Source organism: Lampropedia puyangensis (assembly GCF_004833285.1).
GTDB lineage: Bacteria > Pseudomonadota > Gammaproteobacteria > Burkholderiales > Burkholderiaceae_C > Lampropedia > Lampropedia puyangensis.
Genome location: NZ_STFG01000004.1, coordinates 112878 through 137712, shown reverse-complemented (window position 1 = coordinate 137712; position 24835 = coordinate 112878). Strand labels below are relative to the sequence as shown.

Here is a 24835-nt window from a genome sequence, read left to right as displayed (position 1 = left end):
AACCAACCAAGGTGTGAGTGATTGATTCCATGAATGATTTGCTAAAACGTTTTTGCGCACGTGCCGTGGTGGCAGTGGCCACTTGTGCTACCAGCATGACATTGTGGGCCATTGAGCCCTTTACGGTGCGCGATATTCGCGTGGAGGGCTTGCAACGGGTGGAGCCAGGAACCATCTTTGCATCACTGCCAATTCGCGTTGGCGACCAATATAACGATGGCAAGGCCTCAGATTCGATTCGTGCTTTGTTTGCGCTGGGTTTATTCAATGATGTGCGTATTGAGGCCGATGGCAATGTGTTGGTTGTGGTGGTGCAAGAGCGTCCCGTGATCGGCAATGTGGAATTTTCAGGTGCGCGTGAGTTTGACAAAGACGCCTTGACCAGCGCCATGCGTGATATCGGTTTGGCTGAGGGGCGCCCCTTTGACAAGTCACTGGCTGACCGTGCGGAGCAAGAGCTGGTGCGTCAATATCTCTCGCGCAGTTACTATGGCTCGCAAGTGGTGACTACGGTGACGCCGGTGGATCGTAACCGCGTGAATTTGGTCTTTACGGTCACCGAAGGCAGTGTGGCCAAAATTGGTGATATTCGTTTCACAGGCAACCAAGCGTTCAGTGAATCTGCCTTGCGCGGCTTGATGGACCAAGACACGGGGGGATGGTTGAGTTGGTACACCAAGTCCAACCGCTACTCACGCGCTAAACTGAACGCCGATTTGGAGTCGGTGCGTTCTTACTATCTGCAGCGTGGATATCTGGATTTCCGGATTGATTCGACACAAGTTGCCATTTCACCCGACAAGCAAAACATCTCGATCACTATCAACGTTCACGAAGGCGAGCGTTTTGGTGTTTCAGGTGTGCGCTTGGAAGGCAATTACTTGGACCGTGATGATGAATTCAAGTCGTTGGTGCAAATTCGTGCGGGCCAGCCTTATAACGAAGAAGAAGTCACCAACACCCGCCAAGCGTTTTCTGAACACTTCGGTAACTATGGGTATGCCTTTGCGCGTGTAGAGGCTGTTCCAGAAGTTGACCGTGACAACAACACTGTTGAAGTGGTTTTGCGCTCCACACCACAGTCACGCGTGTATGTGCGTCGTATCAATGTGGCCGGTAACACCAAAACACGCGATGAAGTGATTCGCCGTGAAATGCGCCAGTTTGAGGCTTCCTGGTACGACGGTGAAAAGATCCGACTCTCTCGCGATCGCGTTGATCGCTTGGGCTATTTCACCGAAGCGGATGTGGAAACCCAAGAGGTGCCAGGCTCGCCAGATCAGGTGGACTTGCAAATGAATGTGGTCGAAAAACCCACTGGCTCATTGCAATTGGGGGCGGGTTTTTCCAGTGCAGACAAGTTGTCCTTTTCCTTTGGCTTGAAGCAAGAGAACTTCATGGGATCGGGCCACTACTTGGGCGTAGATTTGAATACCAGCAAGTACAACCGTACTTTGGTGTTCAGCACCACCGATCCCTATTTCACACAGTCAGGTGTGTCGCGCACACTTGATGCCTACTACCGCACGGACAAGCCATATGACCGCATGGGGGGCAACTACTCTTTGGTGACCTACGGAACCTCGATCCGTTTTGGGGTGCCATTCAGTGAAGTGGACACGGTGTTCTTTGGCCTGGGGGCTGAGCGTAACCGTATCAAAACCGGTACTGCTATTCCTGCCGCATACCTGTACTACGCGGATCGTTTTGGCTATACCAGCACCTCCTTCCCATTCACGATCGGTTGGTCGCGCGATAGCCGTGACAGTGCCTTGGCACCGAATGAAGGCCGTTACCAGCGCTTTAACAGCGAGTGGGCCTTCGCAGGCGATACGCGCTATTTGAAGGCCAACTACCAGTACCAGCAGTTCGTCGCGCTGACGAACCGCTACACCTTGGCGCTTAATGGTGAGTTAGGCTGGGGCAAAGGGTTTAGTGGGCAGCCATTCCCGGTGTTCAAAAATTTCTATTCCGGTGGTTTGGGTTCTGTACGCGGGTTTGAGCAGGGCACACTGGGTCCACGCGACTTGATCGGCTCGTCCTTGGGTGGTAGTAAAAAGGTGAATATGAATGTGGAGTTCATCACTCCATTCCCAGGAGCAGGCAATGATCGTACACTGCGGGTTTTCGCCTTTGTTGATGCAGGGAACGTGTTTGGTGAAAACGAGAAGGTTCGTGCTTCTGATTTGAGGGCATCAACAGGTTTGGGTTTGAGTTGGATTTCTCCGGTAGGCCCGTTGCGCATTGCTTATGCCAAGCCCATCAAGAAAAAGGCCGGGGATAGAATTGAAGAGATACAGTTCCAGATCGGAACATCGTTTTAAGACGTGAAGTCGAGTTGATTATGAAAAAGACAACCATCAAAGTGACCTCTGCCATCGCCCTTGCTGCCATGTTGGCTTGGGTGCCTGCACAGGCGCAAAGCTTTAAAGCAGGCTTTGTAAATACCGACCGCATCTTGCGCGATGCGAATATGGCCAAGTCGGCCCAACAGCGTTTGGAGCAGGAATTTGCCCGCCGTGAGAAAGAAATGGTGGACATGGGCAACAGCCTGCAATCGGCTTCTGAGCGTTTTGAGCGTGAAGCCCCGACGCTGTCAGACTCGCAGCGTACACAACGTCAACGCCAGTTGATGGACCAAGACCGTGAATTCCAGCGCAAACGCCGCGAGTTCCAGGAAGATTTGGCAGCACGAAAAACAGAAGAACTTTCTCAAGTGCTTGAGCGCGCCAATGCTGTGGTGCAGCAAGTCGCCGAGAGTGAAAAGTATGATGTGATCTTGCAAGAGGCGGTCTGGATCAATCCAGACTACGACATCACTGACAAAGTCATCAAAGCCCTCAACGCCAGCAAGCGTTGATAAGGCGCGCGTCTTTTGAGGGCGCGTTGCAAAAAACAGAAAGAGCGAAGGCGCGTCTGTGAAGTGTGCGGCAGACGTACGAGACGACGCCATTTGCCCAGCCTGTGTCGATGATTCATTGGCGCGACTGGGCTTCATTATTTGAGAAAGGCAGCAGTGACGGCGATAACTCTTGCTGAGATAGCACAGGCGCTGGGAGGGCAGTTGCATGGCGACGCCAGCATACTGATTAGCGCTATTGCCCCACTCGAGACGGCAGGCCTGGCAGAGATTACGTTTCTCAGTGATGCCCGTCTGGTTGCTTTGCTACAGAGCACGCGCGCGGCTTGTGTCATCGTGCATCCTGCACAGGCAGAACAAGCACAAGCGCGTGGCGCCTGCATCGTGACCCGCGACCCTTACCTTTACTTTGCACGTTTAACGCAGTGGTGGCGTAAACGCTTGGGGGATATGCCTGAACCAGGAATCCATCCCAGTGCGGTGGTGCATCCTGATGCGCAGATTGATCCTACCGCCAGTGTCGGCGCACTCAGTGTGATTGAGGCGGGCGTGCACATTGGTGCTCATACGCGGATTGGTTCGCGCGTGACGATTGAACGCCATTGTGTCATTGGTGCGCGCTGCGTAGTGCAGTCAGGAGCTGTGATTGGTGGCGATGGATTCGGTTTTGCCAAAGAGGGGCAAACTTGGGTCAAGATCGAGCAGTTGGGCGCGGTTCATATTGGTGACGATGTGGAAATTGGGGCCAATACTTGTATTGACCGTGGCGCGCTGGGTAACACCGTGCTGGCTCAAGGTGTCAAACTCGATAACCTGATTCAAATTGCACACAACGTTCAAGTGGGCGAGAACACGGCCATGGCCGCATGTGTGGGCATATCAGGCAGTACGAAAATTGGTGCCAATTGCACGTTGGCAGGGGGAGTTGGCGTGGTTGGCCACATTGAGTTGGCTGACAATACGCATGTTTCTGGAGCGACGGTGATCTCCCGCTCGCTCACGGAGCCCGGGCGCTACACCGGGGTTTATCCATTTGAGCCGCATGCCAAGTGGGAACAAAACGCCGCAGTGTTGCGGCAACTCAAAAAAATGCGCGACCGCATCAAGAGTTTGGAAAAGGAATTGGCGGCAACACAAGCACGTGTGTCGCCACAGCAAGAATCGTGACTATGAATATCCATAAAATTTTCGAACTACTGCCGCATCGTTACCCTTTCTTATTGGTTGATCGGGTCACCGAAATCCATCTTGGTGAGCGCATCGTTGCTTATAAAAACGTGACGGTCAATGAGCCTTTCTTTAATGGCCATTTCCCGAAAAATCCTGTCATGCCTGGCGTGTTGGTTTTGGAGGCTTTGGCCCAAGCGGCAGGTTTGTTGTCCTTTGAGACCTACGGCGAGGCACCAGGTGAAGACAAGGTGTTTTATTTTGTGGGCATCGATAACGCACGTTTTAAGCGCCCAGTCGTGCCTGGCGACCAATTGGTGCTTGAAGCCAGCATTGACCGCGTGCGTGCCGGTATCTACAAATACAAAGGTGTGGCCAAAGTGGATGGCCAAGTTGTGGCCGAGGCAGATCTGATGTGTACGATGCGCCCGGTTGACCGCGGCTGATGGCGTGAGTCGTTTCATTTAACAGGACGCTTATGACAAACAACGCCCTGATTCACCCCAGCGCCATTGTTGATGCTGATGCGCAATTACATCCTACGGTAGAAGTAGGCCCTTTTGTTGTGATTGGCCCGCATGTCCGCGTGGGGGCAGGCTCGCGCATTGGAGCGCACTGTGTGCTCGATGGGCACACTACGCTGGGCGAGAACAATACGATCCATCCGCACGCCAGTATTGGTGGTCCGCCGCAGGACAAGAAATATGCAGGCGAGGCCACTGAGCTGCATATTGGTAGTGGTAACACCATTCGCGAATTCACTACGATCAACACGGGTACGGCCCAGGGCGGTGGTGTAACGCATGTTGGTGATGACAATTGGATCATGGCTTACGCCCATATTGCACACGATTGCCATGTGGGCAGCCATACGGTGATTGCCAACAGCGTGGCATTGGCAGGTCATGTGCATGTGGGGGACTGGGCCATTATTGGCGGCCTAACTGGTGTGCACCAGTTCACGCGCATTGGCGCGCACGCCATGATTGGTTTTTCCAGTCATGTGTCGCAGGACGTGTTGCCTTTTGTTCTGGCCGGTGGGAATCCGTTTGCTGTTCGCGGCTTGAACGTGGAAGGCTTGCGCAGGCGCAGCTTCAATGCCAACCAGATCAGTACCCTGAAAAGCGCATACCGCATCGTGTTCCGTGACGGCAATACGTTGCAAGAGGCGTGTGAGCAGCTGCAAGATTTGCAGACTCGCGTGGTGCAGGGTGATGGGTGGGAAGACGTGCTGACCGTGCTTGCTTTCGTGCAGCAGGCCGAACGGGGTATTGCACGCTAAATCGCATGGTCACGTCGGGCCTGACGTGACTCCACTCCCTCTTGAATGACATGAACTCTCTTGTTACAAGCTCTGTTGCGGCGCCCTTGCGTATGGGGATGGTGGCGGGAGAAGCTTCTGGTGATTTACTGGCATCTTTGTTGCTGCAAGGCATGTCTCAACAAGGTGCAAGTGTGCAGGCTTGGGGTATTGGTGGCGAGAAAATGCAGCAGCAGGCCTTTCAAGCCCTTTGGCCTAGCGAACGTCTGGCAGTGCATGGCTACAGCTGGGAAGTGTTCAAGCGGGTTGCTGGCTTGTTGCGTATTCGGCGTACTCTGGGTGATCAGCTTTTGGCGGTAAAACCTGACGTGTTTGTGGGTGTAGATGCACCCGATTTCAACTTGGGTTTAGAGAAACGTTTGCGTGCAGGCGGTGTACCGACGGCGCATTTTGTTTGTCCCTCTATTTGGGCGTGGCGCCCTGAGCGGGTGGAAACCATTCGCTCAGCAGTGGATCATGTGCTGTGTCTCTTTCCCTTCGAGCCTGCACTGTTGCAAAACCATGGAATTGCCGCCAGTTTTGTCGGGCACCCGCTGGCCAACGCCATTGCCCTGCATACCGATACACAAGCGGCACGTGTTGCACTGGGGTTGCCTCTTGAGGCGCCAGTAGTGGCCTTGTTGCCAGGCAGTCGCAGTAAAGAGATTGATTATTTGTTGCCTCGTTTTTTGCTGGCAGCTAAAGCATTGTTGGCACAGCATCCTACGCTGCAATTGATTTTGCCCAGTGTTGCTGCGCAAGTGCCTCGTGTGGAACGTTTGCTGCAAATCCATGGCATGCAAGCACAAGTGCGCTTGTTGGCAGGGCAGTCGCATTTTGCATTGCAGGCCTGTGATACGACGCTGATTGCCAGTGGAACTGCGACGCTGGAAGCAGCATTGTTTAAAAAGCCTATGGTGATTAGTTACGCTATGCACCCCATCAGTGCCATGCTGATGCGGCGCAAGCAGTTGCAGCCATGGGTTGGTTTGCCCAATATTTTGTTGCGTGAAATGGCCGTGCCGGAATTGTTGCAAGACGCAGCAACTCCTGAAGCGCTGGCGCAAAGCACGCACGAGTGGCTGCAAGCCAGTCTCAGCCGTAATGCGCAGTGGCAGGCGTTACAAGAAAAACTATTAGGCCTGCACCAGTCGTTGCAGGCCAACACAGCAGAAATATCCGCGCATGCTATCCAAAACCTTGTTGCACGCTAAGGCACAGACAGAGATGCCTTGGGACGACACTTTTCCAACCTTGCACGCCGGTGTTGATGAGGCCGGGCGTGGTCCATTAGCGGGGCCAGTCGTGGCTGCCGCAGTGATCTTGGATGACTTGCAGCCTATTGAAGGCTTGAATGACTCCAAGCGTTTGAGCGCTAAAAAACGCGAACAACTCGCCAGTGCCATCAAGGCCCACGCGTTGGCTTTCTGCATCGCGCAAGCTAGCGTCGAGGAAATTGATCGGCTTAATATTTTTCAGGCCACTATGTTGGCTATGCAACGTGCCGTGGCTGGGCTGCGCATCGTTCCGCGATTGGTCTGTGTAGACGGCAACCACACGCCGGTGCTGTCAGTCCCTTCTGTGGCGATTGTCGGGGGAGATGCCAAAGTGCAAGCCATTTCCGCTGCGTCGATTTTGGCGAAGGTCCATCGCGACCAGTGGTGTCAAGAGATTGATCGGGCCTTTCCAGTGTATGGCTTTGCCAAACACAAGGGGTATGGCACGGCGCAGCATATGGCTGCACTGCAGCAGCACGGGGCATGTGATTTGCATCGCAGCAGCTTTGCCCCTGTGGCACAAGCCAAACTGGCAGGCAAGCTCAAGCCTAAAACAGTTGTTTCGGCTTGAGCTTGGCGCTCTGCATTATTGGTTTCTGAGTTCTAGCGAGAGAAACGCAAAGCCTTGTCCATAGCCGCCAAGGCGTACGGTGTAGTGCCCGGCTGGCAGCATTTCGCGGATTTGCGCATCTGTACCGCGCATACCGCCGCCGCTGTCGTCATCACTCCAATAGTTCTCGTCGTTGTCGAGCGAGAGTTGGACGTCGACGGTTTCACTGCGCGCAGTCAACACCACTTCTGTGGGGCGTTGGAGCGTGAAGCTGTAAGAGGCATTGCTATTGGGATCGACCAAGCTGAGCACCGTTTTGCCTGCTTGTAATGCGCCACTGCGTTGGAATTCTGCGCCAGAGGGCAAAGCCTCCGCCTTGGCGTGAATGCTGTACTGTCCGCGCATGGTTTGGCCACCACTGCTGCTGGCTGCAATAGCGTAGTCACCTGGCTCTAACCACGCCAGAATGCGGGGGTCATAGTGGTTGCCGCTGCTGTCATCATCACTTTGGTTGACGCCGTTGCCGGTAATGGTCAGGTAACCGTCAAAATCGCAGCTGTTGAGTTCGATGGCGTAGAGGCCTGCTTGGGTGACAGGCAGGGTATAGGTTTGATTTTTCCCTGTGGCAATGGCATTGATGGGCGTATCAAGCACCAGTTTGTTGTCTTTCGCGCCACCTGCGGGAGGCTCGACCAGTTTCACCTCAAGCTCAAACGGACCGTATGCATACGCTCCTGTGCCACTAACGGCAATGTCAATATTGCCCGTGCGATCGGCCTCATAAAACAAGCGGCTTTGTTTGAGTAGTACGTTAGAGCCAGACTCGCACAGGTTGAAGCCGCCACCTTGCTGATCGGTGCTGGCCATCAGGTATCCGTCACGCAAAACGCTGATGCGCGATTCCAGTGCGCCTTTGGCTTGAATGTTCAGCAATTGCCCTTCTTGAGCAGCAAAACTGAATACCTGGCTGCGGCTACCATCTGCCACATTCACGTAGCTGTTTTTGTTGATCTCACCTGAATAGGGCTTGCTGGCGGTGATGGTGGCGGCCCCGCTGCGGCTTGTTGTTGCACTGGTTTCGCCGTTATTTACACGGGAGTGGTTGATGGCCGTGAGTACGCCTGCGCCCAAGGCGGCGCCGATCAAGAGACTGAGCAGTGTTTTGGTCATGTGTTTGATAAAAATAGACAAAGAATGCATCCTTCTTATGCCATTGGCAGATGCAATCGGACTGCATAGCAAGGGCCAAGCGCTAAGCGGATGAACCGGCGCATTACATCATTATTTATGGTCTTCAGTCATGTGAATGATTGTCGTTTTGTAACGTGAGGGCGCTGCGCAGACCAAGCGCTAAAGTTCGCATATAGGCCGCAATCGTCTGCAAGCGTATTGGCGCCAGCCTACAATTGCAGCACTATGAGCACACCGCATACCTCCCCTGCCGCCACCGCAGCGGCCGATGCTGCCGACGCCAGCACCAAACCCAGCAACTTCTTGCGCAACGTCATCGAACAAGACTTGGAGCAAGGCACATACCACCAGCGCCAATGGGGCGGTAGCCCGGGCGATGCCGCGCACCACGCAGCAGGCATTCAAGACCCCGCAGCGGTGCGCATGCGCTTCCCGCCTGAGCCCAATGGCTATTTGCACCTAGGCCATGCCAAGAGCATTTGGGTCAACTTCAGCATGGCGCAAAATTATGGCGGCGCTTGCCATTTGCGTTTTGACGATACCAACCCTGAAAAAGAGGAGCAAGAGTACGTCGACTCCATCCGCGAGATGGTGCAGTGGCTGGGCTACTCCACCGAATACGCCGATGTGCCAGGCCAGCCCGGTGCGCTGCAGCCGCATGTGTACTACGCCAGCGATTACTTCGACTTCATGTACCGCGCGGCGGAATATTTGATCGAATCGGGCAACGCGTATGTGGATGAACAATCCGCCGAAGACATGCGCACCAACCGTGGCGATTTTGGCCGCCCCGGTGTCAATAGCCCATTCCGTAGCCGCACACCTGCCGAGAATTTGGCGCGCCTGCGTGAGATGCGTGACGGCCAGCTGCCCGATGGCGCTGCCGTGGTGCGCGCCAAGATCGACATGGCCAGCCCCAATATCAATATGCGTGACCCGGCGCTCTACCGCATTCGCCGTGCCACGCACCACAATACGGGTGACAAATGGTGCATCTACCCGATGTATACCTTCGCCCATCCGATTGAGGATGCGCTGGAACAAATCACCCACAGCTTCTGCACGCTGGAATTTGAAGATCAACGCCCGTTCTATGATTGGCTGTTGACCAAGCTGTGCGAAGGCGGCTTGCTGCAAACCCCGCCACCACGCCAATACGAGTTTGCGCGTCTGAATGTGACCCACGTCATCACCAGCAAACGCCGCTTGCGCCAACTGGTCGAAGAAGGCCATGTGGACGGCTGGGACGACCCACGCATGCCGACCATTGCAGGCTTGCGCCGCCGTGGCTACACGCCCGATGCGATCAAGCTGTTTTGCGAGCGCTCTGGCGTGTCCAAATCTGGCGGCTGGATTGACTACAGCACCTTGGAAGGGACTCTACGCGACGTGCTCGACCCCGTTGCACCACGCGCATTGGCCGTGCTGGAGCCATTGAAACTCGAACTTACCAATTGGGATGAGTTGTTTGGTGCAGGCCATCAAGAGCCGTGCCTTGCTCCCATCAACCCACACGACGAGGCGGCTGGTCAGCGCCAGTTCACCTTAGGTCGCGAAAGCTGGATTGAAGCGGAAGATTTCATGGAAGTGCCCGCTAAAGGCTACCGCCGCCTGTATCCGCCTTACACGGGCGGGGATGGCCAACCCAAAGAAGGCAACAAAGTGCGCCTGAAATACGGCTACGTCATCGAATGTACCGGCTTCGAGAAAGATGCCGAAGGTAAGGTCACCAAAGTGCTGGCACAAGTGATTGCGGATACGAAAAGCGGCACACCGGGTGCTGACAGCGTCAAGGTCAAAGGCGTGATCGGCTGGGTGGGTGCACACAACGCCACGCCTGCCGAATTCCGCCTGTACGAACGCCTCTTCAAAGTTGAGCACCCTGGCGAAGCCGACCTGAGCGAAGAGCTAAACCCCAACAGCCTCAACGTCGTGCAAGGCTATGTGGAAGCCGGCTTGCTGCAAACCCTGCAAGCCGAAAGCGAAGAACCCAAACCGCAGCAAGTTGAGCGCTTAGGCTACTTCATACGCGATCGCAAAACACCGTTGACAGCAGAAAAACTGGTCTTCAACCGCGCTTGTGGTTTGAAGGATGGCTGGAAGCCGTAATCAGTTGTTTTCTTTGAACGCGTCTCGACTCTATTGCGGGTCATTGATATTTCTTGAAGCCGCTTTGCCTCAGCAGAGACTGGGTACCAGCCAGTGCAATTACCAGTACAGCGCGCTTCATTTGAGCTGTTAGGAGCATTGTCATGCAAACCATCCATAGTCCTTACCCACTCGCCCGCCCACGCCGCATGCGCCGTGATGATTTTTCGCGCCGCCTGATGCGGGAGAACACCTTGACGGCAGATGACTTCATCCTGCCGGTCTTTGTGCATGAGGGACAAGGCCGCGCGCCGGTTCCGTCGATGCCGGGTGTGGAGCGCTTGTCCAGCGATGAACTGCTCAAAGTCGCCGAAGAAGCGTTAGAGCTTGGCGTGCCTGTGCTGGATTTGTTTGGCGTGCCTAACCCGGAAGGGAAAACCGCTGATGGCAGCATTGCATGGCGTGATGACGGCATTATTCAACGCGCTGCGCGTGCGCTTAAAAGCCGTTTCCCTGAACTGGGCGTGATGAGCGACCAAGCCTTAGACCCGTACACCACGCACGGCCAAGATGGTTTGATTGATGAGACCGGCTACATCCTGAACGATGAAACCATTGAGGCGCTGATCAAGCAATCGCTCTCACATGCGGAAGCGGGTGTTGATATTCTCTCGCCCAGCGACATGATGGATGGCCGCATTGGCGCCATCCGTCAAGCCTTGGAGAGCAATGGTTTTATCCATACCCGCATCATGTCGTATGCAGCCAAATACGCCAGTGCGTTTTACGGTCCATTCCGCAGTGCGGTAGGCAGTGCATCGAATCTGGGTAAAGGCAATAAGAAAACCTACCAAATGGACCCTGCCAACAGCAACGAAGCCTTGCGCGAAGTGGCGCTGGACATTGCCGAAGGCGCGGACATGGTGATGGTCAAACCAGGCCTGCCGTATTTGGACGTCGTACGCCGCGTAAAAGACGAGTTTGGCGTGCCTACTTACGCCTACCAAGTCAGCGGCGAATACGCAATGGTCAAAGCTGCCGCACAAAACGGCTGGATCGACCACGATGCCGTGATGCTGGAAAGCCTGCTGGCCTTCAAACGCGCTGGTGCAGATGGCGTTTTGACTTATTTCGCGTTGGATGCAGCGCGCCTACTGCGCTCAGCATGAGGCCCAGCAAAACGCTGCAGTAGACAGGCTCAAGAGTGCAGGCTGCAGACTCTGTATGCGTCGCCCTCGCAAAGCACGCTCTGATCGACTGACTTTATTGCCCATGCGATCAGCTTCAGCCACTGCTTCAGAATCTTCACCTCCAATGTGTATTGAGGACACGCCCACCTGTCTCATACCGTAAAATTATCAAAATAATGTTAACAACAAGGATGACAGATGATTTTTTGGCGGTATGGCTTATTTGGCGTGATTGCATCCAGTCTCATGGGATGTGTTGACTTTGATGCAGTGGATCAACCAAGCACTGCCACTGATGGAGAGGCATTTAATGTTGAGCTAGCCGTCACAGTCAATAGCTTTGTCTGCCCCCCAGCTGTTGCAAATCAATGCTTGGCTGAAGTAGCAGTTCAGATGCCTACGACGTGGGTCGTACAAGCCTGCTCACTGACCGTTGATAACTATCCAGGGGCCACTAATTGTCTTGGAAACTTTAGTTTGGGCGACAGACTAGCTCCACTAACGCAGCAAGCAGGCTACGAATGGAAAGTGCTGCATGCAGCTCCTGGCATTTCTGTCATTCCTGATCCAGCCAACCCAACTACGCTAACAGGCACCGTTCGTTTGAGTGTCGTGCCAGACTCAATTGGTGACTTTGAACTCAACTATGCAGGCAACGCCTATGGATGGGCATTAGGTGTCAACATGATGGGATGGGCCCCAGGTGGAGGATTCTCAGGCCCGCACCCGATTAGCATTCAGCCAGCTCAAACTGCCGCGCCTGTAGTGGCGCGGCCCGTTCCTATTGGTAGCTTAGGCATAACCGCTGTGTTAGCACTCGGGTTAGCCAGCGCGCCATTTTTTCTCAACCGCCGGCGTTCAGCAAAGCTGCAGAAGAATCAATCACGATAAAGTAACCCTCAAGAAAATCTTGCCATCTGCATGGTAGTGGATGCGCTATTCAAGTTTGTGGCGAGCACCAAACGATCTGAGAGGGGTGATTGGTATGCAGCATACTCAATGTCTTGCATAGTGATTTCTATACGTGGCTGCATCGCATTAAAAATCCACTCAGCCAAAGACGATCTGGTCATAGCTTCATTGGTTTAGCAAAGCTTCTCAACGGTGATTCAGACTCTTTGGGTAAACACCGTGTCTGAGATTGTCTGCTTGCTTTTAAGGATAAATGCGGCCTGCACTGTTTGGATGTAGTTCGCCGCGTGAAAGACGCGTTTGGCGTACCAACGTATGCCTGACCAAGTCAGCGGCGAGTACGCCATGGTCAAAGTTGCTGCGCAAAACGGCTGGATCGACCACGATGCAGTGATGCTGGAGAGTCTGCTGGCCTTTAAACGCGCTGGTGCCGATGGCGTGTTGACTTGTTTCGCATTGGATGCCGCACGCCTGCTGCGCCAATAGAAGTAAGGTTGCTTGTGAATCAATGTTTCGCAGGCATTGAAGGATTTACGCTGCAAGCGCAGCACAGGAAAAAGCAGACTTGTTAAAATGCGCACCTTGGCCGATGCGTTGTCTCGGCCTTGTCTTTTTGCCTTGATTGCTGGTGCGCAGTGCCAACGCCCAGTTGCTGATTGATGGCACGTCTTTTTTTATCCTGTTGCCCCGCTTGATTGCTAGCCATGAATACGATTACTGAGCCCCAACACAGCCTTCAGTCTGCCGATAAAGCCCGGCGCGAAGCCATCAAGCTGGAAAAACGCCTGTGCCGTGAAGTGGGGCGCGCCATCATTGACTTCAACATGATTGAAGAGGGTGACAAAATTATGGTGTGCATGTCTGGTGGCAAAGACAGCTACACCTTGCTGGACATTTTGCGCAAGCTGCAAAAACGCGCGCCCGTGTCCTTCAGTATTGTGGCTGTGAACCTTGACCAGAAGCAGCCCGGCTTTCCCGACCACATCTTGCCCGAGTACTTGAAGTCGCTCGGCGTGGACTACCACATTGAAACGCAAGACACCTACAGCATCGTCAAGCGCGTGATTCCAGAAGGTAAAACCACCTGTGGTTTGTGCAGCCGCTTGCGCCGTGCAATTTTGTACACCGTGGCAGAAAAGCTGGGGGCTACCAAAATTGCCTTGGGGCACCACCGCGATGACATCTTGCAGACCATGATGCTCAACATGTTCTTTGGTGGTCGCATGAAAGGAATGCCCCCTAAATTGGTGAGCGATGATGGCAAGCATGTGGTGATTCGTCCGCTGGCCTACATCCCTGAAAAGGACACTAGCCAGTGGGCTGCGTACCAGCAGTTTCCGATCATTCCGTGCAATCTTTGTGGCAGCCAAGACAATCTGCAGCGCCAAATTGTGGGAGATATGCTGCGCGATTGGGATAAAAAATACCCTGGCCGGTTGGAGAGTATGTTCCGTTCGATGCAAAACGTGGTGACCACCCACATGATGGATCCTAAGTTGCATGATTTCAAAGCTGCGAAAGCTACTGGCCAAGCAGATCCCAATGGTGATACGGCATTCGACCCAGATACATTCACCGAGAATTTTGCGCCGCAGGCTGAAGGCGACACGCTGGGTATTGCCATCAGCGTGCAGCAGACACAGGCTGCAGCGCAAGACACTTGCGCTTAATGGCAAAAGTGCAGAATTTTCTGCCGCAGCAGTGTTGCATCTTTTCGCAGCGTGGTTACTCCGCATCAGATTCGCTCTACTGCCTATACTGGTTGCCTGTTCGTTGTTTGGATGTGTTGATATGAATGCTTTCAAAAACACCTTGATGTGCTGGCTACAGCGCAGTATTGGTGTGGGTTTTTGCGTGATGGCGTTGGTATTGACTGGCTGTGCTTCTACGCGCGTGGTTGATAACGATGTACGCAGTTATTCCACCCTTCAGACCATGCCTGCACCACCCACATACCGATTGGAGCGGTTGCCATCGCAGCAGGAAGATACGCCTTATCGAAGCATGATCGAGCGTTTAGCTACCCTGGCACTGACTGAGGTAGGCATGCAGCGCGACGATGCACATGGTGCATTGCGCTTGGAGTTGAGTGCTTATTCAAGTTCCTACCTGCCGAACTGGCCGCACTATAACAATTTGAATGTCGGATTTGGCTACGGTCCTTGGGGATGGAATCCTGCGTTTGGGTATTACGGCAGTTGGCGTGACTTACCCCCTACGCTGTATGTGCGTGAGGTGCGCTTGGTGCTGCGAGATGCCGAGGGAAAACCTGTTTTTGAGAGTAGCGCGCGCTACGATGACATTTGGACCAATGACGAAGCCATTTACCGCATGCTTTTTCAATCGGCGCTGGATGGATTTCCAACTCCCCCTCAGGGTGAACGTCGACTTCGGCATGAAATGCTGCCTTAATACCGATGACCGATACACTGCCTGATCAGACCTCTGTTTTTTCTGCGTTGGATGGTTCATCCGACCCTTTGGCTGTGACCCGTTTGACGTTGATTCGCCATGGTGAAACGGCTTGGAATCAAGGTGGGCGCATTCAGGGGCATATGGATATACCTCTCAATGCGCGTGGTCAAGAGCAAGCAGAGCGAATGGCAGTAGCGTTGGATGGTAGCGATATGGTGACCATCTACAGCAGTGATTTGTCTCGCGCATGGCAGACGGCGCAAGCGCTGCACAATCAAATTGGCGCACCGCTTCTGGCAGATCAAGGTTTGCGCGAGAGATGTTTTGGTGTATTACAAGGTCAAACTTTGGCAGAGATGTTTGCCAAAAATCCGCATCTTGCGACTGCATTTCAAACCCGAGACCCACACTATCAACCGCCAGAAGGTGAGTCGATGGTAGTTTTCCGCAAACGAGTGCTTGAAACGGTGTACCGACTGGCTCAACGCCACTGTGGCCAACATATTGCGGTTGTGGCGCATGGTGGTGTTCTCGATATGCTATACCGTGATGCCGTGGGACTGGATTTACAGACCCAGCGCAGCTGGGTCATCGACAACACGTCGGTCCATCGCTTGTTGTGGACGAGTCAAGGGCTGCAATTGTTAGCATGGGGGGATGTTACGCATCTTGATGGCATGTCGACTGTTGAAGTGAAGCAGGGTTCTGTAGCATCAGAAGATGTTATGAAAAAGCATTACCTTTGATCGGTGCGCTTTTTCATGCGCGATGTGGTCGAGACAGAGTGGTCAGGCCTGAATAGGTAGTTCTTTCAGATAATTGCGGAAAAATGCCCCCACTTGCGGGTGTTGCAGGGCCATTTCGACCGTGGCTTGCAAAAAACCTTCTTTGCTGCCGCAGTCGTAGCGTTTGCCTTCATAGGCGAATGCGTGAACTGCTTGTTTTTGCAGCAAGCTTGCAATGGCATCGGTGAGCTGGATTTCTCCACCAACACCCTTAGGCAAATTGCGAATTTCATCAAAAATATCGCCAGAAAGAATGTAGCGACCTGCCACCGCAAGGCGCGAGGGAGCGACTTCTGGTTTTGGTTTTTCGACGATACGCTCTACCCGTGTGGTTTGTGCATTGAGCGTTTGCCCTGCCACAATGCCGTAGCGCGAAACATGCTCCTCGGGCACTTCTTGTACAGCCAGGATGGAGGCGCCACTTTGCTCGTAAGCTTGAACCATTTGCGTCAATACATTCGGCCCCCCCGACAACCCGGTCATTAAATCGTCAGCAAGTAGCACGGCAAACGGTTGGGCACCAACTAAAGGTTCGGCACACAGCACGGCATGACCGAGCCCTAACGCGCGGGGCTGGCGAACATAGGTGACGACCATATCGTCTGGTTTAACACTGCGTACTACTTCGAGGAGAGCATTCTTTCCGGCGGCTTCGAGCTCACTTTCCAGCTCAAAAGCAGTGTCGAAATGGTCTTCAATGGCACGTTTACTGCGACCGGTGACAAACACCATGTGCCGAATACCGGCGGCATAGGCTTCTTCGACTGCATACTGAATGATGGGCTTGTCCACCACATTCAGCATCTCTTTCGGGGCGGCTTTGGTCGCTGGTAGGAAGCGGGTGCCTAGGCCTGCTACAGGAAACACTGCTTTGCGGATAGGCATAAATGAGGCTTGATGTGAATCAGGAGAAGAGCGCATTGCGGGCCTTTTGGGCGTTGGTTCAACAGCATGCAGTGTAAATCGACCTAGGTTGCTGTGGGGCAATCCTTATATGCGTGCGAACAGCAGAGGACTGGACTTTGCACGAGAGGTCTTCCTGTCGTGCTACTTGCCGCACTATGGCTGTGTGGCTGGTGCTGGTTGAATGCGTATATTTTCAAAGTGCAATGGATGTTGGCGAAAACTACTAAGCTCTTCAGCGGGCATTGCTGTACTGTGGTTATGTGAATGACCATGCCCATCATGTTCATGGTGCAGACTTGAACTGACCAATGCAACCAACAGCATCCCCGCTAAAAGCCACACCACCTGAATAGCGGTTTGTTTAGCCGTTAATTGCATTTGCAATTGAGGAATCAAGTCTGCCAGCGCAACGTAAATAAAACTGCTAGAGGCAATAACTAAAAAATACGGCAGCCATTGGTCATTGATCAAGCGCAATACGAAAAATCCCAAAAGTCCGCCGAGCATTGTGACGGCTCCTGCAATGGAAAGTTTAACGATAGCCGCAGTTTGTTTTGGTCGATGTATGACGGAGGAGGGGGGATTGGCGGTGCCGCCCATTAAGACCGCTAGGTCGCCCATGTGGTGTGGCACTTCGTGAGCTAGGACGGATAGTGCTGCAATCAGTCCTAATCGCCAATCAACCAAAAAAGCAGAAGCGATCAGCACCCCGTCGCCAAAGCAATGCACGCTATCGCCAGCCAAAATAGCCCATGTCCCCTTGGCGTGTGTATGTCCGTGTGCATGGTGCTGGTGACCGTGTTGGTGAGGGGGGTGCTCATTCGCGTGCTCGTGACCGTGGTGCCATATTTCTGCCTTATCGAGCAAAAAAAAGGCCACTAAACCTCCTAGTAACACTGCAAATAGGCTGTGCACGCTCACTGACTGAGTCTCCATCGCTTCTGGCAATAAGTGAACAAAAGCAGTGGCAAGCAATGCGCCAGCAGCAAAGCTCAGCAAATGGTGGTCTTGAATACGCGCAGAGGACCCGCCTACTCCCAGGCGAATGAGACTAGCAGCAATCCAAACGCTGCCGACACCTGCCAGCAATGTTGCCAACAAAATCAAGCTGAGAGTCATAAATTACGTGGCACACAAAAACTGTGCTTTATTAAGAATGAGTAATCATTATAGGCCTTGGCTATATGTCTTTGTGTACAGCCGGTTTCCTCTGTCGTTCAGTCTAGGAGGCGAAAGGTAGAGCTGCAATTCGCTGATACGGGGCGAATAACGCGCCATAAGGCGAAGTCATGCGATAATCAAAAGCTTAGCATCGTGAACGCGCTTAGGTTTCACGATGGATGCGACTGTAGCTCAGTGGATAGAGTATTGGCCTCCGAAGCCAAGGGCCGTAGGTTCGATTCCTACCAGTCGCGCCATATAAATCAGGTGGTTATATTTGTGTGGCGGAAGATATTTTTGATATGATGCTTTTTGCCCCACCTTTTGCCCCTGTAAACGGGCGCGTGAGATGTGATATGGATATGTATAAAACCGGCTTGAGGCCGGTTTTTTTGTTTTGGATGGTTCTTTTGAGGGGCTTTAGTTGTTCAGTCCCAGCACTTGATAGTCAGACAGAACTGGATGGCTGCTTCTGAATATTTTGGATTGAATCTCCGTTTGCCACTGGCTGGTGCGAGCCACTGCATGTTCTTATCGAGCCATACCGTCTTGGTTCCCCATGGTCTTCAATGAAGCGCTGCATTCTTTCCAGTTCGTTTCTTGCCCCAAGTCGATTCACTCATTCTGCAATCCTAACGCTCAGATGCCGGTATTTGTGCATCAAAGCCTCCACAGTCCCTAACTCACTTCCCGATGCAAAAACTCGAAAAAATCACGCCCAGTAAATCATCGGCGGTGAATTCGCCGGTAATGCGGTTCAGGGCCAGTTGGGCCAGGCGCAGCTCTTCGGCCAGCAGGTCCAGTGCAGGGGCGGGACTGTCGATGTGAGCTTCAGCAAGGCTGAGGTGTTCATCCACTTGCGCTAAGGCTTGCAGGTGGCGCGCGCGGGCGATGAAGATGTCTTCGGTGACGGTTTCATGCCCGGCCAGTTGCAGCAGTTGCTGGCGCAAGGCATCTAGGCCTTGGCCGGTTTTGGCAGAAATACGCAAAGCAGCGCTGGCATGGCTGGAGGGCGCTTCTGCAGGCGCTACGGCGAGGTCGGTTTTGTTCCACACATCGAGCACGGGCACATGGTGGGGCAGGCGCGCCTGCAGTTGTGCAAGAATCGCTGCATCGCGGGCTTGGTAACTACTGTCTTTAGTTTGGGCGCTGTCGTGCAGAAACAGCACGACGTTGGCTTTGTCTACGGCTTCCCATGCCCGTTGCACGCCAATTTGTTCAACTATGTCGTCCGTCTCTCGCAGACCAGCGGTGTCGATGATGTGCAGTGGCACGCCTTCAATCTGGATGGTTTGCTCGACCTTGTCACGCGTGGTGCCTGCGATGGGGGTGACGATGGCCAGCTCTGCCCCCGCCAATGCGTTGAGCAGTGAGCTTTTTCCCGCATTGGGCTGTCCGGCAATCACAACATGCATTCCATCGCGTAGCAGCGCACCTTGGCGTGCGCGCTGGCCGATGGTGGTGAGTTGCTGGCGCAGTTCGGTCAGTTGCCCGCGGGCGTTGGCCGCTTGCAGAAAGTCGATGTCTTCTTCTGGGAAGTCGAGCGTAGCTTCAACCAGCATGCGCAGATGGGTGAAGCCATCGCGCAGGGAGTGGATGGCGTCAGAAAATGCACCGCTGAGTGACAGGCTGGCGCTGCGGGCGGCACTTTCGGTGGTGGCGTCAATCAAGTCGGCCACGGCTTCGGCCTGGGCCAGATCGAGTTTGTCGTTCAGAAAAGCGCGGCGGGTGAACTCGCCCGGTTCGGCCAGGCGCAAATCAGGCAGCCATGCTGTTGTAGTACTGCTGTCTTGCAGTGCATTGGCAGTTTGTAGTGCCCGCGCGACCAGCAATTGCAGCACGATAGGGCCGCCGTGTGCGTGTAACTCCAGCACGTCTTCACCTGTGTAGGAGTGTGGCGCGGGAAAAAACAGTGCCAGTCCTTGGTCAATCGCACGGCCGGTATCGTCTGGAAAGGGCAGGTAATGGGCATGGCGTGCTCGCAGGGAGTGGCCTAACCACTGCTGCGCCCATGGCTGCAGGTTGCGCCCAGAGATGCGCACAATGCCAACGGCGCCACGGCCTGATGCGGTGGCGATGGCAATGATTGGGTGTTTGTCGGCGGTGTGCATAGGCTGGCAATTGAAAGGTAATCAGGGGGGCAAGGCGAAGCGCAGGGCATGATCATAGTTGGTTCGTACTTCATTTTTGCAACAGCGGTGGCGGCAAAAAGCCCCTTGGCACGGGCGCTGTGCCAAGGGGCTTGCAGGTGTGCAGGTGCTGGTTTAGAAGCGTACGTTCATGCTGATCCAGAAGCTGCGGCGTGCATCCTTGTTGTTGAAGTCGTCTTGGTAGCTGGCCTCATACCCACCATTACCATCTGGTGCGAACAAAGTGCGGTAGCCGGTAAAGTCCCGGTCCAGCAGATTGTTGATACGGCCTGTGATGGAGAAGGTTTTGTTGATTTCATAGCTTGCGCCTGCGTGCAGCTGGGTGTAGCTTTTCCAGTAGAGTTCCGTGCCTGTCGCACTGTCAGTGCCGCGGTAGCGTTTGGAGCGGTACTCTGCTGTCAAGAATGTGTTGAGCTTGGGCAGTGCTTGCCAGTCGACGGTGATATTACCCATATGTTTGGCCAGATTGGTCAGCGGATGACCTGATTCTGGACCTGATTTTTTCTCACTGTCAGTGTAGGTGTAGTTGCCGCGCAGGCCAATGGTTGGATTGATTTGGTAGCGGCCTGCCAACTCTAACCCCATGATGGTAGCTTTGTCGACATTCATTTTTTGTGCGTAAGTGGTATAGCCCAAATCGCCATAGGAGCCCAAATTCACGCAGGGGCGCACACCTGCAGTTGCCGCACACGACTGGGTTGCTGTGCCCGTTTCAATCTTGTCTTTGAAGTTGTTGTGGAATACCGTGGCGTTAAAGCTATGGCGGTCTGGATGGTTCCAGTACACGGCCAGCTCACTGTTGACGCTGGTTTCAGGTTTCAGGTTAGGGTTACCTGCAAAAGGAATCACACCTTGGCTGCCAAAGCCAGTAATGCCATCGTACAAATCGGTAGTTTTTGGGGTCTTGTACCCAGTGCTGACGCCACCTTTGACTGTCCATTCAGGGCTGAATGTGTACACGCCATACAGGCGTGGCGAAACGTGGCTGCCAAACGTATTGTGGTGGTCATAGCGCAGACCTCCAGTCAATGTGAAGCTTTCGGTTGGCATCCAGTTATCTTCAATGAAGACGGATTGCATTTTTTGTTTTTGCTTGCCTTGTGACAGACCGCTTTCGAGGCCAAAGACACCATCACGCAGTTCTCCATCAATGATTTGTCCGCCCACCACCAGCGTATGGTCCCCTGCCAGATTGCGTAGCGGAATATCGAGTTTGGCATCTAACGTGTATTGGTTGCTCTCTAAGGTTCTCGCAGCACGCGGTAAGAAGATGGATGCCGCAAGGGCGCGGCGATCCGCTTGGCTCAGTCCGGCATAGGCACCTGTTCCGTCCCACATTTGCTGCAACAGGTGGCGTTCATCGGTTGAGAAAGGCAGGGTGCGGCCTTTGTTATCCGTCTTGACGTAACCTAGCGATACAAAGCTGCGGCCAAAGTCCCAGTCGCCGTCGTGTGTGATGGCCCAACTGTCACGGGTGAATTTCTGATCTGCGGTGTAGCCCACACGTGGTTGCACTACGCCACCGCTGGCACGCCAAATCGTGCTTGGGCTGTCTAAGGTGCCCAGTTGGCTTTGTGCGTTGTCGTATTTTTGGCGTGAAATATCCCAATCAAAAGTGATGCTCTGGCGCGCATCAGGGGTGAGCGAGAGGCTCATGCCAATAGCCTTGTTGGTGTTTTCCACAGTGCGACCACCTGCACCAAATCCTAGATTGCGTTCATGAACAACCCCGTTGGGATCGACGGCTGGAGCATACTCAGGACTGGATGGATCTTTGTCATACACGCTGCCACGCAGGCTGATGCCCAGCAAGTTTTTGACGATGGGGCCGCGCAGGTCGAAGTCGAGTGTGGATACGTCACCGTATTCGCTTTTTTGTTGAAAGGTGCGGCCAACTGTGGCAGAGCCATGCCATTCATTGGTGACTTTTTTGGTGATGATGTTGATCACGCCACCCATGGCGTCTGCACCGTACAGCGTTGAGGCTGGGCCACGAATCACTTCGATCCGCTCCACCGCATCTAGCGGAGGCAAGTGGTTGAATTGGTTGCCTTGGAAGTTGTTGGGGTAAATATCACCATGGTTGCTTTGGCGTCGGCCGTTGACCAAGATCAAGGTGTAATCTGCACCCATGCCGCGCAGACTGATCGTACGCTGGCCGGTTTTGTCCGAGGTCTCGCCCACGTCCACGCCTTCCAAATCGCGTACGGCATCGATCAGACTGGTGTAGGGTTTCTTGCTCAAGTCTTCCTGGCTGACCACCGAAATACTTGCTGGTGCATCGGTGATTTTTTGCTCAAAACCTGCCGCAGAGATCACCACTTCACCTAGTACCGCCTCATCATTTGTGGTGGTTTGGGCATGAGAAAAGCTGGTGCACATGCACAGCAAGGCCACAGACACACCAATAGGGTGGCGTTGGGCACGCAAAAGAGGGGAAATCGACATCAAAGCAAGGTCTCCTGTAGATCCATGTGAAAAGCAACACCGCGACCTTTATGGACTGAAAGAGTCACTAAAGACAGTTGTGTGGTGGGTATGTGCGCACATTCTGTCAAAAATGGATTACAAATAAAAACAATTCCTATTATTGGTGTGTTTTTTGTTTTATTTTTGCGACGGATTTTGAAGAATGCGTCCACGACCTCAACACAGCCGCGCAACGCGCAAAGAACCTGCTGTGTGAAGAATCCTTGCCGATCAGATAGCCCGATTGCAGTTTTTGCTGCGTCCTGCATCCTCTTAGGCTCCAACACAGCCTGCGTGGAAGTCGTAAAGACGTTCTAGCCATTTGGCGTGACTTTCAGTGCGGTATTTATGTATGCTCTGCATGGTGTGCAGGAGCTAATACGAGACCTCAGTAGCGAAAAGCATTTCTAGAAAAGCTTCTGCGGCGGGGCGAAGGCGGCGCCCGCGCCGGGTCACGATGCCAATCGTGCGTTGGATGGTGGGTTGGCGCAAAGGAATGCGGATGAGGGGCTCGTTGTGCCCATGGTGCAGCGCGAAGCGGGGAATGGCCCCCACACCAACGCCTGCTTTCACCAAGCTGATTAAGGCCGGGACATGCAGTGCTTCGCATGAAATGCGCCGCAACACTACGCCAGCATCGGCCAATTCTTTATCGATCAGCAAGCGGTTGCCACTGCCTGCGGCCAGCACGACACAGTCGTGTTCTGCCATTTCACTCCAGGTGACATGTTTTCGTTTGGCCAATGGGTGCTGCGGCAAGCAGGCCATGACATAAGATTCTTTTGCCAGAGGAGAGAAATCCAAGTCTGCGTCTTGCAAACCGAGATAGCTCACGCCAAAGTCCGCTTCGGCCCGCATGACGGCGGTCAAAACGTCAGGGGCTGATTGGTCCAGGATGCGCAAACGCATGCGCGGGTACTTTGCATGGAATGGCCCCACCACTTTGGCCAAGATGGTTTCCACTGCAGAAGGAACGCAGGCCACTGAAACCTGCCCATAGATGCGGTCGGTTTGATCGGCCAAACCGAGCAAAGCATTTTCCGCTTCAAATAAAACATGGCGTGCGCGTGTGACGAAATTCACACCCAAGGCACTGAGCTCAACACGTCTGGTGGTTCGTTCGAGTAAGCGAACTCCGAGTGCCTCCTCTAGCTTGCTGATGCGACGCGAAAGTGCTGGCTGAGAGAGGTGCAGCTGCTCAGAAGCAGCGCGAAAGCTGCCCAAATCAGCGATAGCCACAAAAGCACGTAGATCACCCAGATCGAAATTCATAACAAAAACGAAATAATCAAAAGAATTTTTGCAATTTACACCGTATTGTTGGCAAACGATGATGGCGACATACAAAAAAGCACGGTGCTGGTGCTTTGCTGGTATCAAACAAATAGACAGGAGACTTTTTATGCTGAATCAACGCCATTCACTTTTTTCTTTTGCGCGGCGCCAATGCTGCTTGGCTGCTTTGGGCTTGGCTGCCTTGACGCTGAGTGCTGCAGCAAGCGCGAATGACCGCGACGACTATCCCAATCGGCCAGTGACGGTGTTGGTCCCCTACGCGCCAGGTGGGCAAGGCGATGTGTTTGCCCGCTTATTGTCCGAACCGCTGGCCAGACGCTTAGGCAAAGCCGTGGTGGTGGATAACCGCCCTGGTGCCAGTGGGGCCTTGGGTGCGCGATTGTTGGCGCAAGCCCCTGCTGATGGCTATACCTTGATGCTGGGACAAACGGGGGAAGTGGCCATCAATGGTTTCACGATGAAAAAGCCCGGATACGATGCCGTCAAGGATTTCCGTCCAGTAGCGCTGGTCGGCAATTCTCCATTGGTGTTGGTGGCGCCTGCGAGCGCGCCATTCAATACGATGGAAGAGTTGATTCGTTACGCCAAAGACAACCCTGGGCAAGTGGCTTATGCCTCTTCTGGTACAGGAACGCCTGGGCATTTGGCTGCGGCCGCTTTGGCCATGCATACGGGCACCGAGATGATTCATGTGCCGTACCGTGGCGCAGGGCAGGCGATCAACGATGTGATCGGCGCGCAGGTGCACATATTTTTCTCCAGTGCTTCAGCGATTTTGCCGCACGTCAAGGGTGGGCGTATCAAAGCGATTGCGGTGGGCTCTAAAGAGAGGCTGGCGACGTTGCCTGATGTGCCCGCTGTGGCCGAAACAGTGCCGGGGTTCGACTTCACGCTGTGGGGAGGCTATTTTGCGCCGCGCCAAACGCCTGAGGCCGTGGTGCAGCGCTTGAACCAAGAGATCAACGACATCTTGCAAACGCCCGATATCCGCCAGCGTTTTATTGATGAGGGTAGTGCGGTGGAGCCACTCAGCACCCAAGCCTTTGAGGCCTATGTTCAGCAAGAGGCAACGAAATACCGTGTATTGATTGAGACCACGGGCATTCAAGTGGAATAAA

Annotated in this window: 21 protein-coding genes, 1 tRNA gene and 2 pseudogenes; 16 read left to right on the top strand and 8 right to left on the bottom strand. The window is 53.8% G+C overall.

Going from position 1 to position 24835, the window contains the following annotated elements:
* Positions 1-29 precede the first annotated feature (29 nt).
* The 7 genes from bamA to rnhB all read left to right on the top strand — a co-directional run bounded on the left by bamA (position 30) and on the right by rnhB (position 7175).
* Entirely contained in the window at positions 30-2324 is a 2295-nt protein-coding gene (gene bamA / locus E9531_RS06060) for an outer membrane protein assembly factor BamA (protein WP_136572852.1), read from the top strand.
* A gap of 20 nt (positions 2325-2344) precedes the next feature.
* The gene (locus E9531_RS06055; protein WP_136572851.1) at positions 2345-2860 is read left to right on the top strand and encodes an OmpH/Skp family outer membrane protein; all 516 of its coding nucleotides are present in this window, start codon (positions 2345-2347) and stop codon (positions 2858-2860) included.
* 156 nt (positions 2861-3016) lie between these two features.
* Positions 3017-4027 (top strand): UDP-3-O-(3-hydroxymyristoyl)glucosamine N-acyltransferase, encoded by a 1011-nt coding sequence (lpxD, locus tag E9531_RS06050; protein WP_136572850.1) that lies wholly within the window; start codon positions 3017-3019, stop codon positions 4025-4027.
* A 2-nt stretch (positions 4028-4029) separates the two neighbouring features.
* A complete protein-coding gene (gene fabZ, locus E9531_RS06045; RefSeq protein ID WP_136572849.1) occupies positions 4030-4473 on the top strand; it encodes a 3-hydroxyacyl-ACP dehydratase FabZ in 444 nt (147 codons plus the stop codon).
* A 32-nt stretch (positions 4474-4505) separates the two neighbouring features.
* Entirely contained in the window at positions 4506-5309 is an 804-nt protein-coding gene (gene lpxA / locus E9531_RS06040) for an acyl-ACP--UDP-N-acetylglucosamine O-acyltransferase (protein ID WP_136572848.1), read from the top strand.
* Positions 5310-5359: 50 nt separating this feature from the next.
* Positions 5360-6541 carry a lipid-A-disaccharide synthase gene (gene lpxB / locus E9531_RS06035; protein ID WP_244610005.1) on the top strand — a complete coding sequence of 394 codons (1182 nt, stop codon included), beginning with the start codon at positions 5360-5362 and terminating at the stop codon, positions 6539-6541.
* On the top strand, positions 6513-7175 hold the full coding sequence (gene rnhB / locus E9531_RS06030) for a ribonuclease HII (RefSeq protein ID WP_136572847.1): 663 nt from the start codon (positions 6513-6515) through the stop codon (positions 7173-7175). The genes lpxB and rnhB overlap by 29 nt, the downstream gene beginning before the upstream one ends.
* Before the next feature lie 15 nt (positions 7176-7190).
* Here the strand turns inward: rnhB and E9531_RS06025 are convergent, their stop codons facing one another.
* The gene (locus E9531_RS06025) at positions 7191-8345 is read right to left on the bottom strand and encodes a hypothetical protein (RefSeq protein ID WP_136572846.1); all 1155 of its coding nucleotides are present in this window, start codon (positions 8343-8345) and stop codon (positions 7191-7193) included.
* Positions 8346-8570: 225 nt separating this feature from the next.
* On the opposite strand from E9531_RS06025, the gene E9531_RS06020 reads away from it, so the two are divergent.
* From E9531_RS06020 to E9531_RS05990, 7 genes and pseudogenes are all read left to right on the top strand, one after another.
* The gene (locus tag E9531_RS06020; RefSeq protein WP_136572845.1) at positions 8571-10454 is read left to right on the top strand and encodes a glutamine--tRNA ligase/YqeY domain fusion protein; all 1884 of its coding nucleotides are present in this window, start codon (positions 8571-8573) and stop codon (positions 10452-10454) included.
* Between the two features lie 143 nt (positions 10455-10597).
* Positions 10598-11602, top strand: coding sequence for a porphobilinogen synthase (gene hemB / locus E9531_RS06015; protein ID WP_136572844.1), 1005 nt, complete (start codon positions 10598-10600; stop codon positions 11600-11602).
* Positions 11603-12016: 414 nt separating this feature from the next.
* A complete protein-coding gene (locus E9531_RS06010; RefSeq protein WP_136572843.1) occupies positions 12017-12514 on the top strand; it encodes a hypothetical protein in 498 nt (165 codons plus the stop codon).
* A gap of 272 nt (positions 12515-12786) precedes the next feature.
* Positions 12787-13021, top strand: a pseudogene (locus E9531_RS06005) (porphobilinogen synthase); the annotation flags it as partial.
* Positions 13022-13239: 218 nt separating this feature from the next.
* Positions 13240-14205: a tRNA 2-thiocytidine(32) synthetase TtcA gene (gene ttcA / locus E9531_RS06000; RefSeq protein ID WP_136572842.1), complete on the top strand. Its 966-nt coding sequence runs from the start codon at positions 13240-13242 to the stop codon at positions 14203-14205.
* Positions 14206-14326: 121 nt separating this feature from the next.
* Entirely contained in the window at positions 14327-14947 is a 621-nt protein-coding gene (locus E9531_RS05995; protein WP_244610004.1) for a DUF4136 domain-containing protein, read from the top strand.
* Positions 14948-14952: 5 nt separating this feature from the next.
* The gene (locus E9531_RS05990) at positions 14953-15696 is read left to right on the top strand and encodes a histidine phosphatase family protein (RefSeq protein ID WP_342210848.1); all 744 of its coding nucleotides are present in this window, start codon (positions 14953-14955) and stop codon (positions 15694-15696) included.
* Between the two features lie 42 nt (positions 15697-15738).
* On the opposite strand, the gene galU is transcribed toward E9531_RS05990, so the two are convergent.
* Positions 15739-16620: a UTP--glucose-1-phosphate uridylyltransferase GalU gene (galU, locus tag E9531_RS05985; protein WP_136572841.1), complete on the bottom strand. Its 882-nt coding sequence runs from the start codon at positions 16618-16620 to the stop codon at positions 15739-15741.
* Positions 16621-16794: 174 nt separating this feature from the next.
* A complete protein-coding gene (locus E9531_RS05980; protein WP_136572840.1) occupies positions 16795-17760 on the bottom strand; it encodes a ZIP family metal transporter in 966 nt (321 codons plus the stop codon).
* Between the two features lie 223 nt (positions 17761-17983).
* On the opposite strand from E9531_RS05980, the gene E9531_RS05975 reads away from it, so the two are divergent.
* Positions 17984-18059 (top strand) — tRNA-Arg (locus E9531_RS05975).
* A 180-nt stretch (positions 18060-18239) separates the two neighbouring features.
* On the opposite strand, the pseudogene E9531_RS17765 reads toward E9531_RS05975, so the two are convergent.
* The 5 genes and pseudogenes from E9531_RS17765 to E9531_RS05950 form a co-directional block, all read right to left on the bottom strand.
* Positions 18240-18417: pseudogene (locus tag E9531_RS17765) on the bottom strand (transposase); the annotation flags it as partial.
* A gap of 68 nt (positions 18418-18485) precedes the next feature.
* Complete coding sequence (gene mnmE, locus E9531_RS05965; RefSeq protein WP_136572838.1) at positions 18486-19913, bottom strand: tRNA uridine-5-carboxymethylaminomethyl(34) synthesis GTPase MnmE; 1428 nt, start codon at positions 19911-19913, stop codon at positions 18486-18488.
* Positions 19914-20066: 153 nt separating this feature from the next.
* On the bottom strand, positions 20067-22400 hold the full coding sequence (locus E9531_RS05960) for a TonB-dependent receptor domain-containing protein (RefSeq protein ID WP_136572837.1): 2334 nt from the start codon (positions 22398-22400) through the stop codon (positions 20067-20069).
* A complete protein-coding gene (locus E9531_RS05955; protein WP_136572836.1) occupies positions 22400-22690 on the bottom strand; it encodes a hypothetical protein in 291 nt (96 codons plus the stop codon). Before E9531_RS05955 ends, E9531_RS05960 begins: the two co-directional genes overlap by 1 nt.
* A gap of 106 nt (positions 22691-22796) precedes the next feature.
* Positions 22797-23693 (bottom strand): LysR family transcriptional regulator, encoded by an 897-nt coding sequence (locus E9531_RS05950; RefSeq protein ID WP_136572835.1) that lies wholly within the window; start codon positions 23691-23693, stop codon positions 22797-22799.
* Positions 23694-23823: 130 nt separating this feature from the next.
* Here E9531_RS05950 and E9531_RS05945 point away from each other — a divergent pair, with 130 nt between their 5' ends.
* Positions 23824-24834, top strand: coding sequence for a Bug family tripartite tricarboxylate transporter substrate binding protein (locus tag E9531_RS05945; protein ID WP_136572834.1), 1011 nt, complete (start codon positions 23824-23826; stop codon positions 24832-24834).
* The last annotated feature ends 1 nt before the right edge of the window (position 24835 follow it).

What these genes read in the sequence shown, in the direction of transcription:
- E9531_RS05950 (WP_136572835.1), bottom strand. Translation starts at nt 23,693, where the DNA reads ATGAATTTCGATCTGGGTGATCTACGTGCTTTTGTGGCTATCGCTGAT.
- galU (WP_136572841.1), bottom strand. Translation starts at nt 16,620, where the DNA reads ATGCCTATCCGCAAAGCAGTGTTTCCTGTAGCAGGCCTAGGCACCCGC.
- E9531_RS06055 (WP_136572851.1), top strand. Translation starts at nt 2,345, where the DNA reads ATGAAAAAGACAACCATCAAAGTGACCTCTGCCATCGCCCTTGCTGCC.
- E9531_RS06010 (WP_136572843.1), top strand. Translation starts at nt 12,017, where the DNA reads ATGCCTACGACGTGGGTCGTACAAGCCTGCTCACTGACCGTTGATAAC.
- E9531_RS05995 (WP_244610004.1), top strand. Translation starts at nt 14,327, where the DNA reads ATGAATGCTTTCAAAAACACCTTGATGTGCTGGCTACAGCGCAGTATT.
- E9531_RS06020 (WP_136572845.1), top strand. Translation starts at nt 8,571, where the DNA reads ATGAGCACACCGCATACCTCCCCTGCCGCCACCGCAGCGGCCGATGCT.
- lpxA (WP_136572848.1), top strand. Translation starts at nt 4,506, where the DNA reads ATGACAAACAACGCCCTGATTCACCCCAGCGCCATTGTTGATGCTGAT.
- E9531_RS05955 (WP_136572836.1), bottom strand. Translation starts at nt 22,690, where the DNA reads ATGCAGGACGCAGCAAAAACTGCAATCGGGCTATCTGATCGGCAAGGA.
- lpxB (WP_244610005.1), top strand. Translation starts at nt 5,360, where the DNA reads ATGAACTCTCTTGTTACAAGCTCTGTTGCGGCGCCCTTGCGTATGGGG.
- E9531_RS05980 (WP_136572840.1), bottom strand. Translation starts at nt 17,760, where the DNA reads ATGACTCTCAGCTTGATTTTGTTGGCAACATTGCTGGCAGGTGTCGGC.
- rnhB (WP_136572847.1), top strand. Translation starts at nt 6,513, where the DNA reads ATGCTATCCAAAACCTTGTTGCACGCTAAGGCACAGACAGAGATGCCT.
- mnmE (WP_136572838.1), bottom strand. Translation starts at nt 19,913, where the DNA reads ATGCACACCGCCGACAAACACCCAATCATTGCCATCGCCACCGCATCA.
- bamA (WP_136572852.1), top strand. Translation starts at nt 30, where the DNA reads ATGAATGATTTGCTAAAACGTTTTTGCGCACGTGCCGTGGTGGCAGTG.
- ttcA (WP_136572842.1), top strand. Translation starts at nt 13,240, where the DNA reads ATGAATACGATTACTGAGCCCCAACACAGCCTTCAGTCTGCCGATAAA.
- fabZ (WP_136572849.1), top strand. Translation starts at nt 4,030, where the DNA reads ATGAATATCCATAAAATTTTCGAACTACTGCCGCATCGTTACCCTTTC.
- E9531_RS05945 (WP_136572834.1), top strand. Translation starts at nt 23,824, where the DNA reads ATGCTGAATCAACGCCATTCACTTTTTTCTTTTGCGCGGCGCCAATGC.
- E9531_RS05960 (WP_136572837.1), bottom strand. Translation starts at nt 22,400, where the DNA reads ATGTCGATTTCCCCTCTTTTGCGTGCCCAACGCCACCCTATTGGTGTG.
- hemB (WP_136572844.1), top strand. Translation starts at nt 10,598, where the DNA reads ATGCAAACCATCCATAGTCCTTACCCACTCGCCCGCCCACGCCGCATG.
- E9531_RS05990 (WP_342210848.1), top strand. Translation starts at nt 14,953, where the DNA reads ATGACCGATACACTGCCTGATCAGACCTCTGTTTTTTCTGCGTTGGAT.